Below are 14984 nucleotides of genomic sequence, written 5' to 3'. Positions count from 1 at the left end.
CTCACGTCGCGGACAGGGCTCACGTCGCCGCTGCGGGTCCCGGACCGTCCTCCTGCTGAGGGCGGTCCTCTTCGTGCGCGTTGTTCTCCTCGCCCGGGCGGACCTCGATGTGGTCCGGGCGGAGTTCCAGGAGTACTCGGTCGCGGATGGCGAGGGGCTCGGTGAACTCCGGCGGGAGCTGGAGGCGTCCGGAGCGGTCGATGGTGGTGTACTCGCGGCTGACCGTCGACTCGCCGCCGCCCTCGGACCGTTCGGTCCTGCGCAGCGTCTCCGAGCTCGTACGGCCGTCGCGGATCGAGACCGTGCGGTTCACCTGGGTGGAGACGCCGTCGTCGTGGGTGACGACCAGGATCGTGGTGCCCAGCTCGGAGTTGGCGCGGCGCAGGGCGGCGAAGACCTGTTCGGCGGTGGCGGTGTCCAGTTCGCCGGTGGGCTCGTCGGCGAGGACGACGGACGGGTTGTTGGCGAGCGCGACCGCGATGGCCACGCGCTGCTGCTCGCCGCCCGAGAGCTGGGCGGGGCGGCGGTCGCGGGCCTCGGCCATGCCGAGCAGGTCGAGGAGTTCGAGGGCGCGGTCCCGATCCCGGTTCCGGCTCCGGTCCTGGTCCCGGTTCCGATTCCGGCCCCGGCCGCCCCGTAGCCGCATCGGCAGTGCGACGTTCTGCGCGGCCGTCAGGTACGGCAGCAGATTGCGCGAGGTGCGCTGCCAGATGAAGCCCACGGTCTCCCTGCGGTAGCGCAGCCGGGACTTGGCGTTCAGCGACAGCAGGTCGTACCCGGCGACCGTGGCGCTGCCCGCCGAGGGGGTGTCCAGGCCCGCGAGGATGTTCAGCAGCGTGGACTTGCCGCTGCCGGAGGCGCCCACCAGCGCCGTCAGTTCGCCCTCCTTGACCAGCAGGTCGAGGCCCTGGAGCGCCTGCACCTCGACGCCGTCGGTGCTGAAGATGCGGACCAGGCGGTCGCAGACGATCAGCGCGTCCTCGCCGTACGGGCGTTCGCGCGCAGCCTCGGCCGCGCGCCGCTCCAGGTCGGTGAGGCTGGCGCGGGTGCCCGCGGCGTCCGCCGCCGTCCGTGCGGTTCCGGTTCCGGTTCCGGTCGTCATTGCGGCTCCATGCGGAGGTCGTTGGTCCCGCGCCCCGCCAGTCTGGCCTGGACCAGGGCCCCGGCGACAGCCAGCGCCAGCAGCGCGAGCGGCGGCAGGACGAGCGAGACGGGGTCGGCGCTCAGCCGTACGGGCAGGTCGTCCGGTGTGCCCGCGAGCACCGTGAGGTCGACGCCGGGTTCGAGGAGCGGCACGGTGGCCAGCCCCGTCAGCACCCCGGCGCACGCGGTCAGGGCGTACAGCGGCAGGCTCTCCAGCAGCAGCACCCCGCGCGCCTGCCGCCGGGGCAGGCCCAGGGTGCGCAGCCGGGCGAGGAGGGCGATGCGGTCGGGCGCGTTCTGGAGGAGCGACAGCAGCACGGCGAGCGCGCTGTATCCGGTGGCGGCCAGGACGGCGGCGGTGTAGAGCCGTTCGGCGCCCGACTGGAGGACGGTGTCGGCGTACCGGGCGCGCTCGTGGGAGCGGAGGGCGAGGTCGCTCTTGTTGGCGCCGTGCAGGTCGTTCTCGGCGTCGCTCCGCCGGACGAGCGCGCGCAGCGCGCCCGTGTCCGGGCTGTCCGGGGTGTCGCCGCTGACCAGCACGGTGTTGGGCGCGAGGAGCGCCGTGCCCCGGGTGTCCGGGTGGGCGCGTGCCACCGCCTCGCGGGAGAGCACCACGAACGTGCCGCTGAGCGCCGCCGGGGTCCGCTCGCGCGCGAGCGCGGCCCGTACGGGGAACTGGAGGCCCGGCAGCACCAGATCGGCCGGTTCCTTGCCCATGCGCCGCTGGAGGCCCGGCGAGACGAGCGCGGGAACGGCCCCGTCCCCGGAAGCGGAGTCCTTCTCACCACCCAGCGCCGCCGCCGGGAACGCGCCCTGGCCCGTGGCCCGCGCCAGGCGGCTGTAGGACTCCGCGTCGGCGAGGACGACGGTCACCCCGTCGTCGACGCCCGTGAGTTCAGCCTCGCTGTTGAGGCGGAAGCCCGTCGCCTCCTCCACGCCGCGGACCTTCCGGGCCTCGGCGGCGAAGGAGGAGGTCAGCTCGGCGTTCTCCGGTGCCGCGATGCGCGCGTCGGCGCCCACGGCCCGCAGCGCCGCCGTGTCCCGGCCCTGCGCGACGCCCGCCAGCACCGTCCCGCCGAACGAGGCGACCGTCAGCGCCACCAGCAGCGCGACCAGCGCCAGCCCCGACACGGCCGCCGACGGCGCGCGCCCGGCGCGTGCCAGCCCCAGGAACGCCACCGGGCCCGGCCGCCGGTTCGCCAGCCGGCTCAGCAGCCGCAGCGGCACCGGATAGCACCGCGCCAGCAGCAGCGCGGCGGCGAGCGCGAGCAGCACGGGCGAGAGGGCGAGCAGCGCGTCGCCGTCCGAGGTGCCACGCTGCCGTACGGCGACGACGGCGCCCACCACCAGGGCCAGCACGGTCAGTTCGACGACGGTGCGGCGGCGCGAGGGCCGGGCGCGCGTCATGTCCTGGCGCGCCGCCGTGACGCGTACGTGCCGCTGCCCGAGCGCCGCCCGTACCGGCAGCGCCAGCGCGGCGACGGCCGTGGCGGCCCCGGCCGCCAGCAGCGCGGAGCCGGTCCGCGTCCCGTCCGTGACCAGCAGCGCGAGCCCCGCGCCCAGGGCGCCCGCGGGCACGGCGACGCTCGCGGTCTCGGCGAGCAGCCGTCCCGCGAGGCCCGCGACCGAGGCGCCGCGCGAGCGCAGCAGGGAGCACTCCTCCCGGCGCCGTTCCGCCGCCAGCACCCCGGCCAGCAGCAGCACGGTGCCGCCCGTCGTGGCCAGGCCCAGCGCGGCGATCATCAGCAGCGGCGAGACCGCGTCCCGCTCGCGCCGGAACGAGCCGAACGTCTCGGACAGCCCCGCGTCGAAGGTGATCGTCCCGACGTCCGCGCGGTCCTGGAGCCGGGTGGCGGCCGCGCCGTCCGTCAGCGCCGTCAGCTCCCGCTGCAGGGCGGGCACCTGGTGGCCGCGGAGCGCGCCGCTCACGACCGGGTAGTGCCAGAACATCTCGGCCCCGCCCCGCACGTCGAGCAGCACGGAGGTGGTGCGGGGCGAGAGGTAGGCGGTGAAGTGCCAGTACTTCTTCGGGGAGCCGCCCGACTGCGGGACGGTGACGAGGGTGGGGCGCGCCATGCTCTCCTCGGCGTTCCAGAAGGCGCTGTCGCGCACCTCCTGCCGGGTGCCGCGGGGCTTGACGACTCCGGTCACCTCGATCGTCGTATGCCCGTAGCCGGACGGCAGGCGGAACGTGTCGCCGGGCCGGAGCTTCATCGTGCGCGCCGTCGCGGCACTGACCGCCGCCTGGACGCGGCGCTTGCCCTCGCCGCCGCGCATCGTGCCGTCCGGCATCCTGCCCTCGGTCAGCCTGGTCCGCTCGCCGAGCCCCGCCTGGGCGACCAGCGTCGCCTTCGGGACCACGTCGCGGGAGGGGCGGGGCAGCGCGGGGCTGTCGGAGTCGGCGGGGTTGGCGTTGTGCACGCCGTACGCCGCGTCCGTACGGTCCACCCGCAGCGGAGGCTTCACCGCGTCCCGCACCGCCCGCTCGGCGCCGCGCACGGAGCCGGGGCCCAGCAGCTCACGGGCCTCTCCGGGGCTGATACGGCCCGAGTCCACGGCCGTCGTCGCGCTGAGCAGCCGGTCGCCGGGGCGGGCGCGGTCGAGGGCGGCGCCGAGCGCGTCGTCGGCCGAGGCGTCCATGGCCCGCGGCAGCGCGGCGGCGGCGAAGGCGGTGACCAGCACGAGCGCGGCGAAGGCCAGCGCCCCACCGGGCGCCGCCCGCCACCGTGCCCGCAGCCACCAGGGCACCAGCCGGGTCAGCCAGGCCAGCCGGGTCAGGGAACCGGAACGCATCGTTCACTCACCCCGTTCCGTGCGGAGGGTCTCCACGGGGTCGGCGCGGCGCAAGGCCGTCGCGGCGACCACGACGAGCGGTACGGCCACCACCGCGGCGAGGAGCAGGGCCAGCTGTCCCGGCGGGAGCGTCACCCGCAGCTCGGGGACCGGGCGGGTGGCGCTCTGGGTGAGGACGATCAGCGGGACCACCAGCCGGGTCAGCAGGACGCCGAGGGCGAGGCCGAGCGCGAGCGACAGCAGGACCAGCAGGCCCTGTTCGGCGGCGAGCGACCGGGCGAGCCGGCGGCGGGAGGCGCCGAGGGCACGCAGGACCGCGAACTCGCCCGCGCGTTCGCGTGCCGCGCCCGCCGTGCTGACCGCGAAGCCCGTGGCCGCGAGCGCGGCGGCGGCCAGGGTGATGGCCGTCAGCGCGCTGCGCGGGCCCGCGCCGAGGGGGTCGTCGCGGAGCGCCGAGGCGAGCTCGTCGCGGACCCGCACGCTGTCCACGGCCGGGTTGCCCCGCAGCTCCCGCGCGACGTCCCCGGCGGCGCCGGGGCGGGTGGAGAGCCACCAGCTGTCGGGCTCCAGCGGGTCGCTGTCGTGGTCGAGGAGCGTCCGGTCGAGCGCTGCCAGGTCGAAGAGGAGGGCCCCCGAGTCCTCCTTGCCGCCCGCCGGGTGCCCGACGGTGGGCAGTTCGCGTACGGAGCCCGCGATACGGGCGGTCAGCTCGGCGCCGGAGATCTGCACCTTGACGCGGTCGCCGACCTTCGCGCCACCGGCCCGCAGATACGCCTCGGTGGCGACGACGGACAGCGGCGCGTCCTTCCCGCGGGCGGGGGCGGAGGCGGCGGCTCTCGCGGCCGGTACGAGGTCGAGCGAGACCTGCGCCGGATCGTCCGGGTAGGCGGGCTCGGGCGCCGAGCCCGTCCCGTAGCGGAACTCCAGCGGCGGCCCGTCCCGGCGCGCGTGCCCCGTGCCGCCCCGCGGGGTGTCGTACGGGCCCTTGCCGAGCACGGCCGCGGGGTCCTCGGCGCGGTACGTCCCCCGCCAGCGTTCCGCGCGCCGCGGGTGCACGGAGCGGGTCTCGCCGTCCCGGTCCTCGGCGCGCAGCGAGGCGACGGTGAGCCGCCGCTCGGTGGCGCGCGGCGGCGCGGGATAGGCGACGTTGAGGCGGGTGACGCGCAGCGGTCCCGCCGGGGTGCCGCCGGGGGTGGCGGGGCGCACGGTGAGGGTGTGCTCCTTCCCGTCGGCGGGGACCTCGCCCAGGATGAAGCGGTACGGCACCCCGTAGCGGTCCTCCAGGGTGAGCGTGAGCGTGTCCCCGGTATCCGTGGCGTCGTCGCCGTGCCCCTTGCCGCCGCCCTCGCGCAGGACGTCGGCGCGGACGCGGAGGCGGAGCGCGGTGGTGTGCTCGGGGAGGACGATCCCGGTGCGGGCCGCGGCGCCCGCACCGTGGCGGCCGGGGCCCGCGAGGGGGCGCAGGAGGCGGGGCAGCGGCTCGTCCGCGAGGTCGTCGCGCAGGCGCAGCACGCCGTCGCCCGCCGCGCGGGTGTCGGTGGCGAGGATCCGTACGGTGCGGTTCCCCTCGCCGGTGATCTCCGAGCGGGCCACGGGCGCGACCCCGCGGACGCCGTCCACCCCGTCGTAGAGCCCGCCGAGGCTGAGCGCGCCCGCCGCGGTGGCGTCGACGGCCACGTCGGCGCCCGTACGGAAGTCCGCCTGGTCGCCCTGCGAGCGGTCCCAGCTGGCGCCCTGGCCGACCGCGAACACGCCGGTGGCCACGGCGAGGACGAGCAGCAGCGCGGGCCCGGCGCCGCGCAGCGGGCGGCGGCTGAGCTGCCAGCCCGCGAGGGCCGCCGCCAGGCCCCGGCCGCGCGTCGCGCGGCGCTCGCCGAGGCGGGCGGCCAGCGGGAGCAGCCGCAGCACCAGCACGGTCCCGGCGAGCAGCGCCAGCGCGGGCGCGGCGACGAGCACGGGGTCGATGCCGAGGGCGCCGCCGACGCCGTCCCCGGTGCCGCCGCTGAGCACGCCCGAGCCGTCGGCGCGCCGCTCCAACTGCCAGTAGGCGACGGCCGCGAGCCCGACCAGCGCCAGGTCGGCGCCGCCGCGCAGCGCCGTCACGGCGCCGCGGCGGCGGCGCGAGGTGGGGGCCCCGCCGTCGGCGGCGCCCTCGCCGCCGTTCTCGGGGTCGGCGGCGCCCGCGCCGCCGCGCCGCCGCAGCATGGGCAGCACGAGGACCGCCGCGCAGCCCAGCGCCGTCAGCGCCGCGACCCACCAGCTCCCCGCGGGCAGCCGCACGACGGGCTCGACGCCCGCGCGCGCGAGCGCGCCGTGCCCGGTCAACTGCCGTACGGCGGGCTCCGCGAGGAGCGGCGCGAGCAGCGCGGCGGGCAGCGCCAGCAGCAGCGCCTCCAGCGCGGAGAGCACGCACACCCGCGTACGGGAGGCGCCGCGCGCCCGCAGCAGGGCGGTCTCGCCCTCCCGTTCGGAGGTCAGGAGCTGCGCGACGAGCAGCAGCGCGAGCCCGGTCAGCAGGACGAGCTGGAGCCCGGCGATCAGCAGCGTGGACCGGGTGACGAGCAGGGTGCGGTCCAGGGAGTCGAGCAGCCGGGGGAGTTCGCTGGTGGCGACGGCGTCGGGGGCGTCGCGGGCGTCGCCGAAGGAGGCCACCGCGTGCTTGACGTGGTCGCGCAGCTCGCCGACGCGGGCCGCGGTCAGCCCGGTGAAGTCGGCGCGCGCCTGCCAGCGCCGCTCCGCCGGAACGGGCAGCCCCGCTTCGGCGCCCTCCTTCTGCTCCGCCGTCGCGAAGCCGCCGTCGGGCAGCGTGAGCGGGCCGTACGTCGTGTAGTCGAGGGTCTCGGTCCCCTGCCCCTTGAGCGGGTCCAGGCGCCAGTAGGGCGAGCCGGGGGAGCGGGGCAGGTAGACGCCGGTGACCTTGACGCGTACGGGCGGCGGCCCGCTCAGTCTGCTGGTGACGCGGAAGGTGTCGCCGGGTCTCAGCTTCAGCCGCTTCGCGGCCGGTTCGGGCACGGCGACCTCGACCACGGTGCCGTCCCCGGCCGTTGAGGGCGCCGAGGGCCAGCTCCCGGCCGTCATCCGCACGCGCGCGCGGTCGAGCGAGGCGAAGCGGGTCAGGTCGGCGTCCTTGCTCTTCTCCGCGTCGGCGGGGCGCAGCGCACGCGGCAGCGCGTACGACTCGGAGCTGGTGCTCGCGGCGACCCGGGCCGGTAACCCGGCGAACGACCGGTGCGCGGCCTTCCGTACGGCCGCGTCCGTGCGGTCCTCGTTCTCCGGGGTGACATCGGAGCGGACGTCGACGACCGTGCGCGGCGCCGACTGGTGCTGCAGGGCCCGGCGCAGGCCCGCGTCGCCGATGGCGGAGGAGAAGGCGGTCAGCGCGGCGAGGACGGAGGTGGCGAGCACGACGGTCAGCACAGCAGCGGCGACCAGCAGCCGGTGCGCGCGCACCCGCAGGAATATGAAGCCCGTCAAGCCTTCCCCCTGTCCCCCAGGTCCTACGCACCGTCACCGGCACGCTCCGTCACAGGGCTGGTCGGCGCCCGGAGGGGGTCGGCGGCGGGGCGGTCCCTCAGTCCGCGGAGTTGACCATAGACCCCGCCGCGTACACGAGGTAGTCCCAGAGCCGGACTTCCTGCGCCTCGGGCAGCTCCAGGCTCTCCACCGCGTCGCGCATGTGCCGCAGCCAGGCGTCGTGCGCCGCGCGGTCCACCTTGAACGGCGCGTGGCGCATCCGCAGCCGGGGGTGGCCGCGCGCGTCGCTGTACGTGCGGGGCCCGCCCCAGTACTGCATCAGGAAGAGCGCGAGCCGCTCCTCGGCGGGGCCGAGGTCCTCCTCCGGGTACATGGGCCGCAGCAGGGGGTCCTCGGCGACGCCCTGGTAGAAGCGGTGCACGAGCCGGCGAAAGGTGTCCTCGCCGCCGACCTGCTCGTAGAAGGTCTGCGTCTCCAGGCTGCCGCGCGGAATCTCCATCACTTCTCCATGGTCGCAGATGCCCCGGCGGAGGACTCCGGGCCTAGGACCGGTCGTGCGCCCCGGCAGGGTCACGCGGCGTCCCAGCGGAAGACGCGGGAGGCGATGAAGGAGAGGACCGCGGCGAACAGCAGCAGTCCGCCCATCACCGGCAGCGCCGCGCCCCAGCCCTCGCCCCGGCTCAGCACGTCCTGCATGGCCTGCGAGAGGTGCTTGAGCGGGAGGAAGTCCGAGACGGTGCGCACCCAGGAGGGCGCCCCGTCGAGGGGGAAGAACGCGCCGGAGAGGAAGGCCATCGGCAGGATGATGATCTGGGCCAGCCCGTTGGCCGCCTCCTCGGACTTCGCCCAGGAGCCGACGAGCAGGCCGATCGACATGAACGCGAGCGTGCCGCAGGCGATCAGCGGCAGGCAGAGCCACCAGTGGCCTGTCAGCTCCAGCCCGTAGTACGGGAGCAGCGCGACGCCCAGGAAGATCGCCGTCTGCGCGAAGGCCATCGCCAGGTTCACGCCGACCCGGGCGCCGATCACCGCGCCCGGCCCGATCGGGGCGAGCCACAGGCGGCGCAGGATGCGTTTCTTGCGCCAGCTCACGAGGTTGAACGAGGAGCCGAAGACGCCGCCCATCGCGACCGCCCAGCCCAGCAGCCCCGGGGTGAGGTACTGGATGGGCTTGGTCGACTGGTCCTCCAGGGTCTGTGTCGTCAGCCGGTAGGCGGGCGGCTGGCCCGTGGCGCGCTGGTTGGCCTGCTGGACGAGGGAGTCGAGCACGCCCCGCACGTTCCCCGAGCGCGTCTGGTCGGCGGCCGAGTAGCGCAGCTCGACCTCGCCGTCGCCGCGCTGGAAGACGGCCGCGTCGGTGTCACCCTTGCGGACCTTCTCCAGGGCCTCCTTGCGGGCTGCGGCCGAGCCGTCCGTCTTCTCGATCTTCAGGACCTCGCGCAGCCCCTCGCGCTCCTTGGCGGGGATGCCGTCGAGCACCTTCACGTCCCCGACCTGGGTGACCTCGGCCTGCGGGGTGCTCTGGTCCTTGAAGAGGGCGCCGAAGAGGAGGAGGAACATCAGCGGGAAGATCAGCGTGAAGAAGACCGCCGCCCGGTCGCGCAGCAGCCCCTTCGTCATCGCCGCCGACAGGCTCCAGAACGCTCTCATTCCCGGTACTCCCGCCCCGTGAGCTGGAGGAAGACGTCCTCCAGCGAGTCGACTCCCAGCTCCGCGATCAGCTCGCGCGGCGGACCGACGCGCAGCACGCGGCCGTTGTCCATCACGGCGACGCGGTCGCACAGGGTCTCGGCCTCGTCCATGTAGTGCGTGGTGAGGACGACGGTGCGGCCCTCGGCGTTGATCTGCCGCAGCAGGTCCCACAGATTGCGGCGGGCCTGCGGGTCGAGCCCCGTCGTCGGCTCGTCCAGGAAGACGAGTTCGGGGTCGTGCACGAGCGCGCAGGCGATCGAGAGCCGCTGGGCCTGCCCGCCGGAGAGCTTGTCGTCGCGGACGTTCGCCTTCTCGGTCAGGCCGACGGTCTCCAGCATCGCGTCGGCGCGCTCCTCGGAGACGCCGTAGAGCGCGGCGAAGGTGTGGATCTGCTCGCGCGCGGTCAGCTTCTCGAAGAACGCGGAGGCCTGGAGCTGGACGCCGATGCGGCGCAGCAGCTTCCGGTCGCGGGGCCAGGAGGGGGAGCCGAGGACGTGGGCCTGGCCCTCGTCGGGCTCGCGGAGCCCCTCGACGATCTCCAGGGTGGTCGTCTTGCCTGCTCCGTTGGGCCCGAGGATCCCGTAGAACTCGCCGCTCTCCACGGTGAAGGAGACGCCGTCGACGGCCTGAGTCCCCCCGTAGCGTTTCCGCAGCCCCTCGGCCATGATCGCGTTCTCGGCCATGAGGGGACACTAATCACGAGACATCTCATTCCGGTCTCGCGTGATCACTTTTTTGCCCTCACATTGGAAATATGGCTGCACCCAGTGATCTCGTACGGGAGATCGTGGCCGGCGGGGCGCTCCGCGACCCCGCGTGGCGCGCGGCCTTCGCCGAGGTGCCCCGCGAGCTGTTCGTGCCGTTCTACTACGCGGCGCTGCGGGGCGGCGGGTACGAGCGGCTGTGGCGCGACGACCCCGACCCGGAGCGCCGGGCGCGCTGGCGGGAGGGGGTCTACACGGACCAGCCGCTGGCCACCCGGATCCGGGACGGAGCGCTGATCTCCTCCAGCAGCCAGCCCTCGCTGATGGCGCGGATGCTGGAGTACCTGGAGGTCGAGGACGGCATGACCGTCCTGGAGATCGGCACCGGGCCGGGCTACGACGCCGCGCTGCTCTGCCACCGCCTCGGCGACGCCCGCGTCACCACCGTCGACCTCGACCCCGACATCACCGAGGCGGCCCGCGCCCATCTGAAGGCGTCGGGCCACCGCCCCCGGGTGATCACCGGGGACGGCGCCAGAGGCTGCCCCGCGCACGCGCCGTACGACCGGATCATCGCGACCTGCGCCCTGCCGTCCGTACCGCCCGCCTGGCTCGGTCAGTGCGCCAAGGACGCGCTGGTCCTCGCCCCGCTCGCGAGCGGGCTGCTGGCCCTGCGCGTCGACCAGGAGGGCGTGTCCTCGGGGCACTTCACGCCGACGCCCGCCTACTTCGTGCCGCTGCGCGGCGGTACGCCCGCCGCTCCGCACCCGCCCCTGTCCGCGCCGGGGGTGCCCGCGCACGCGCGCCGGGACGACAGCTTCCGCTTCCTTCTCGCAGTCTCCGGCGGCCGGTTGGAGCCGGAGGCCGCGTACGACCTGTGGCGCGAGGAGGGGCGCCCGGGACGCGGGCGGTACGGGGTCACCGTGGCGGACGGACGGCAGTGGGCCTGGCTGGACGAGCCGTACGGCCCGCACACCTGGCCCCTGGGCGGTACGGACGGGAACGGCGCGGGAACCGCGGAACCTCCCGGCGCGTGATGGAGGGCGTACGCTCTGGTCGCGATCCGAACAAGATCCCAGCCAAAGCCGTGTGTCTGCCGCGCCCTGCGGCCATACTGCTGGCCAAGGCTCGGTTCCCGACGTGAGACCACACGGAGGGCACATCGGGGAAGGGCCCATGTCAGCGACCCAGGGGGAGGTCTCCAAGCCGTGACACAGCCGCCGACGGCGCCACCCGCGCCACCGTCGTCTCCCGCCTCCTCCGCCGCCGCCTCCCCGGCACCGGTCCCGCCGCCCGTCCCGGCGGGCACGCCCGCACCGGCGGCGCCGCCCGGACGTACCGCGTGGGCCGAGGGCGTGTACCGAATACGGGCCGCTGTCGTCACGGAACCCGGCAGACTCAGGACCATCGGCGCGGCCTTGGCCGCGCTCGTCGTGCTGTTCGGGGGCGTGACGGCCTGGCAGATCGCCGACCGGAAGTCCTCGGCGGACGCGGTGGTCGAGCACAGCCAGCCGCTGAGCGCCGACGCGGCGCGTGTCTACCGCTCGCTGGCCGACGCCGACACCACGGCCTCCAGCGGCTTCCTGGCGGGCGGCGACGAACGCGAGCAGGTGCGTGAGCGGTACGAGAGGGACATCCGCCAGGCGTCCGAGCTGCTGGTCAACGCGGCGGCCAACTCCAAGAGCTCCGCGAGCGCCCAGAAGCAGATCGCCATACTCAACCGCGGACTGCCGCGCTACACGGGCCTCGTGGAGTCGGCCCGCGCCAACAACCGCCAGGGCCTCCCGCTGGGCGGCGCCTATCTGCGGTACGCCAACGAGAAGATGCGCGGCGAACTCCTCCCGGCGGCCAGCAAGCTCTACACGGCGGAGACCGCGCGGCTCGGCGGTGACTACGACGACGCGAAGTCCTGGCCGTACCTCGCGATCGGCGCCGGGGTGCTCGCGCTGGGCGGGCTCGTCTGGGCCCAGCGCCGTAACTACCGCCGTACGAACCGGGTGTTCAACACGGGCCTGGTCGGCGCCACCGCCGCCACGCTCGCCGTGCTGGTGTGGCTGACCGGCGGGCACGCGATGGCCCGCGCCGGGCTCGCGGAGTCCGACGAGAAGGGCGCCCGCTCCCTCCAGCAGCTCAACGACGCGTGGATCGGCACCCTCCAGGCGCGCGGCGACGAGAACATGACGCTGGTCGCGCGCGGCGGCGGAGCCACGTACGAGGAGAGCTACAAGAAGCAGATGACCGACGTCGCGGGCAACGGCCGCGGCGCGGACCGCGGCGGCGGGGGCCAGCTCGACGAGGCGCTCGCGCTCGCCGACGACAGCGCCGGACGCGAGGCCGTCGAGGACGCCAAGTCGGCCGTCGGGGAGTGGAAGAAGCGCCACGCCAAGGCCCGCGACCTGGACGACAACGGTGGGTACGAGGCGTCCGTCGACAAGGTCATCGGGGCCAAGGACTCCACGGGCCAGAGCTTCGACGAGGTCGACAGGAGCCTCGAAGCGGCCAGCGTCCACGAGCAGAAGCAGTTCGAAGAGGCGGCCGACGGGGGACGCGGCTGGTTCGGCGGCCTGACCATCGGTGCCCTCGTGCTCGCGCTGGCGGGCGCCGCCACGGCGGTCTGGGGCATCGGACGCAGACTCTCGGAGTACCGGTGAGGGGGGAGCAGGACATGGGAAGCGCAGAGCGGACCGGGGAACGGACCGGGGAGCGCGAGCGGCGGTACGGCCGCGGACGCGGCGGGTCCGGAAGGCCGGGCAGGCCGGGCAGGTCCGCCGCCGTCGCCGCGAGCGGACTCGCGGTCGTCGCCGCGGTGCTGGTCCCCACCGTGCTCTCGTCGGGCGGCTCGGACGGCGCCGCGCCGTCGCCCGACCGGGGCGCCCGCCAGCACGAGCCCGCCGCACCCGCGGCCCCCGCCGCGCCGGACGAGCCGGAGAAGTGCGACGACGGCGAGCCCGCCGCCGCGAGCCTGAAGCCCCGCGGCGGCGACGACGGCAAGGCGGTCAAGCGGATCAAGAAGAAGGGCAAGCTGGTCGTCGGCATCGACCAGAACAGCTTCCAGTGGGGCTTCCGCGACCCGACGACGGGCGACATCGAGGGCTTCGACATCGACCTGGCCCGCGCCATCGCCCGCGATCTGCTGGGCGGCGACGGGTCCGACAAGCTCACGTTCAAGACCATCCCGACCGACCAGCGCATCCCCGCGCTGAAGGCCGGCGACGTGGACATGGTCGTCCGCACCATGACGATCGACTGCGAGCGCAAGCGTGATGTGAACTTCTCCACCGCCTACTTCGAAGCCGGGCAGCAGATCGTGGTGCCGAAGAAGCGCGCGAAGGTCAAGGGCTTCGACAAGAGCATGAACGGCAAGCGCGTCTGCTTCGCCTCCGGCTCGACCGCCGAGCAGCTCATGACCTCCGGGCGCTACAAGAAGCTCGGCGCCAAGCCCGTCGTCGTCCCCAACCAGCTCGACTGCCTGGTCAGGCTGCAGCTCGGCGAGGCCGACGCCACCGTGACCGACAGCGCGCTGGGCGCCGGACAGGCCGCGCAGGACCCCTCGGTCGAGCTGATCGGCGAGCCGGTCACCAACGAGCCGTACGGCGTCGCGATGAACCTGGACGACGACGACCTGGTGCGCAGGGTCAACAAGGTGCTGGTCGACTTCCGCAAGGACCAGTGGCACGACTCGTACGACAAGTGGCTGAAAAAGAACTTGGGGGGTACGAAGGACGGGGACACGCCCCCCAAGCCCCTGTACCGGGACTGAGATGCCCGTAACAGGACCGGGAGGACTGAACGGGCAGGGCTGAGGGAAGCGAACGGTCCGAGCGTTCGTACGAGAGAACAGCGAGGTGATCGATGGGGCCCGCGGGACCCACCGGACCGGTGATGAGCCGGGAGGAGGCCGACCGTGCTCTGGAGCGGCTGGAAGCCGAGCACGAGGCGGTCGAGTCCTCGCTGCTCGCGCTCCAGGACCACGCGGGGCGCCGCCTGCTGGAGGGCGCCCGGCTCTCCGGTGTCACGGCGCACCGCTGGGCGCAGGCCGAGGCGGCCATCACCCTGCTGTGGAACGGGTTCGAGACCTACTCCCGCACCCTGGAGACCGCCCGCGAGCTGCGCGCCAGGCGCCGCTGGCCCAGCCGCGACGACCTGACCGAGCTGACCAGGCTGCTGCGCGGCACCCTCACCGTCTCCGGCGGCCTCTCCTCCGGCGTCACGGCGGGCGCCCCGGGGATGAGCCTGACCGAGGGGCCGCGACTGGCCGAGGAGCTGACGCTCGGCCAGCTCGTCGAGCGGATGAACGAGTGGTACGCGCAGGCGCTCGACGTCGTCGCCGCCGCCGACTCCGTCTGGTCCGCGCTGCCCGCCCGGATCGACCTGCTCGCCGCCGAGCTCCAGCGCGTCCGTTCGCTGGCGCACTCGGTGGGCGTCCGCCCCGGCGAGCACCCCTCGGGCGACGACCTGGAGCGGACCACGGCCGAACTGACCTCGCTGCGCGCCGAGGTGGTCGCCGACCCGCTCGCCTTCTGGACGTCCACCGGCGGCAGCAGCGCCCCGGGCGGCGGACGCCCGGACATCACGCGGTACGACGCGGCGGCCCGCGCGCTGGAAGAGGTGCGCCGCGAGATCGACGCGGTCCTGGCCGTACGGCAGGACGCGGAGCAGCGTCTGATGAAGCTCCGCGACCTGCTCACCCGCGCCGACCGTACGCTCGCCGAGGCGCGGTCCGCGCGCGGCGAGGTCCTGGCGAAGATCGCCGCGTCCGAGGTGCCCGCGGTGAGCGGCCCGCCGACCGTGCTCCAGGAGCAGCTGGCGGCCGCCGCCGAGCACCGGCGCCGCGCCGAGTGGCACCGGCTCTCGCCGCTGCTGGAGAGCCTGGAGCGGCGCGCGGAGGAGGAACTGGAGCGGGCCCGCGCGCAGTTGTCCGCGGTGACGGCCCCGCTGGCGGTCCGCGCGGAGCTGCGCGGCAGGCTGGACGCGTACAAGGCGAAGGTCGCCCAGCACGGCATGGCGGAGGACCGGATGCTGATCGAGCGGTACGACGTGGCGCGCCGCATGCTGTGGAGCGCGCCCTGCGATCTGCGCGCGGCGGAGGACGCGGTGCTCCGCTACCAGCAGGCGGCCCGCGAGGTGCTGGTGCCGGGCCAGCGGCAGACCGGCGCGGAGACCCAGTGAACGAGGGCC

10 protein-coding genes are annotated in these 14984 nt (G+C 74.9%); 4 read left to right on the top strand and 6 right to left on the bottom strand.

The annotated features are described in order from the left end of the window. Positions 1–19: 19 nt before the first annotated feature. The 6 genes from ACGF3A_RS31120 to ACGF3A_RS31095 form a co-directional block, all read right to left on the bottom strand. The gene (locus ACGF3A_RS31120; protein WP_393733714.1) at positions 20–1102 is read right to left on the bottom strand and encodes an ATP-binding cassette domain-containing protein; all 1083 of its coding nucleotides are present in this window, start codon (positions 1100–1102) and stop codon (positions 20–22) included. Continuing rightward, entirely contained in the window at positions 1099–3936 is a 2838-nt protein-coding gene (locus ACGF3A_RS31115) for an FtsX-like permease family protein (RefSeq protein ID WP_393733713.1), read from the bottom strand. The genes ACGF3A_RS31120 and ACGF3A_RS31115 overlap by 4 nt, the downstream gene beginning before the upstream one ends. A 3-nt stretch (positions 3937–3939) precedes the next feature. After that, entirely contained in the window at positions 3940–7410 is a 3471-nt protein-coding gene (locus ACGF3A_RS31110; protein ID WP_393733712.1) for an FtsX-like permease family protein, read from the bottom strand. A 97-nt stretch (positions 7411–7507) separates the two neighbouring features. Further along, a complete protein-coding gene (locus tag ACGF3A_RS31105) occupies positions 7508–7909 on the bottom strand; it encodes a globin (protein ID WP_393733711.1) in 402 nt (133 codons plus the stop codon). A 71-nt stretch (positions 7910–7980) separates the two neighbouring features. Further along, a complete protein-coding gene (locus tag ACGF3A_RS31100; protein ID WP_393733710.1) occupies positions 7981–9060 on the bottom strand; it encodes an ABC transporter permease in 1080 nt (359 codons plus the stop codon). Beyond that, positions 9057–9785 (bottom strand): ABC transporter ATP-binding protein, encoded by a 729-nt coding sequence (locus tag ACGF3A_RS31095; RefSeq protein WP_393733709.1) that lies wholly within the window; start codon positions 9783–9785, stop codon positions 9057–9059. The genes ACGF3A_RS31100 and ACGF3A_RS31095 overlap by 4 nt, the downstream gene beginning before the upstream one ends. Before the next feature lie 71 nt (positions 9786–9856). On the opposite strand from ACGF3A_RS31095, the gene ACGF3A_RS31090 reads away from it, so the two are divergent. The 4 genes from ACGF3A_RS31090 to ACGF3A_RS31075 all read left to right on the top strand — a co-directional run bounded on the left by ACGF3A_RS31090 (position 9857) and on the right by ACGF3A_RS31075 (position 14975). Then, a complete protein-coding gene (locus tag ACGF3A_RS31090; protein WP_393733708.1) occupies positions 9857–10843 on the top strand; it encodes a methyltransferase domain-containing protein in 987 nt (328 codons plus the stop codon). A gap of 171 nt (positions 10844–11014) precedes the next feature. Next, positions 11015–12457: a hypothetical protein gene (locus tag ACGF3A_RS31085; RefSeq protein ID WP_393733707.1), complete on the top strand. Its 1443-nt coding sequence runs from the start codon at positions 11015–11017 to the stop codon at positions 12455–12457. A 14-nt stretch (positions 12458–12471) separates the two neighbouring features. After that, the gene (locus ACGF3A_RS31080) at positions 12472–13566 is read left to right on the top strand and encodes a glutamate ABC transporter substrate-binding protein (RefSeq protein ID WP_393733706.1); all 1095 of its coding nucleotides are present in this window, start codon (positions 12472–12474) and stop codon (positions 13564–13566) included. 92 nt (positions 13567–13658) lie between these two features. Then, complete coding sequence (locus tag ACGF3A_RS31075) at positions 13659–14975, top strand: hypothetical protein (protein WP_393733705.1); 1317 nt, start codon at positions 13659–13661, stop codon at positions 14973–14975. The last annotated feature ends 9 nt before the right edge of the window (positions 14976–14984 follow it).

Origin of the sequence: Streptomyces sp. NPDC048172, assembly GCF_043202595.1 — a bacterium.
Classification (GTDB): Bacteria; Actinomycetota; Actinomycetes; order Streptomycetales; family Streptomycetaceae; genus Streptomyces.
The sequence above is the reverse complement of the archived record's forward strand: the minus strand, read 5'-3'. Positions and strand labels throughout refer to the sequence as shown.

Bases quoted from the DNA above. Each gene is read 5' to 3' on its own strand.
- ACGF3A_RS31120 (WP_393733714.1), bottom strand. From the start codon at position 1,102: ATGACGACCGGAACCGGAACCGGAACCGCACGGACGGCGGCGGACGCC.
- ACGF3A_RS31115 (WP_393733713.1), bottom strand. From the start codon at position 3,936: ATGCGTTCCGGTTCCCTGACCCGGCTGGCCTGGCTGACCCGGCTGGTG.
- ACGF3A_RS31105 (WP_393733711.1), bottom strand. From the start codon at position 7,909: ATGGAGATTCCGCGCGGCAGCCTGGAGACGCAGACCTTCTACGAGCAG.
- ACGF3A_RS31100 (WP_393733710.1), bottom strand. From the start codon at position 9,060: ATGAGAGCGTTCTGGAGCCTGTCGGCGGCGATGACGAAGGGGCTGCTG.
- ACGF3A_RS31095 (WP_393733709.1), bottom strand. From the start codon at position 9,785: ATGGCCGAGAACGCGATCATGGCCGAGGGGCTGCGGAAACGCTACGGG.
- ACGF3A_RS31090 (WP_393733708.1), top strand. From the start codon at position 9,857: ATGGCTGCACCCAGTGATCTCGTACGGGAGATCGTGGCCGGCGGGGCG.
- ACGF3A_RS31080 (WP_393733706.1), top strand. From the start codon at position 12,472: ATGGGAAGCGCAGAGCGGACCGGGGAACGGACCGGGGAGCGCGAGCGG.
- ACGF3A_RS31075 (WP_393733705.1), top strand. From the start codon at position 13,659: ATGGGGCCCGCGGGACCCACCGGACCGGTGATGAGCCGGGAGGAGGCC.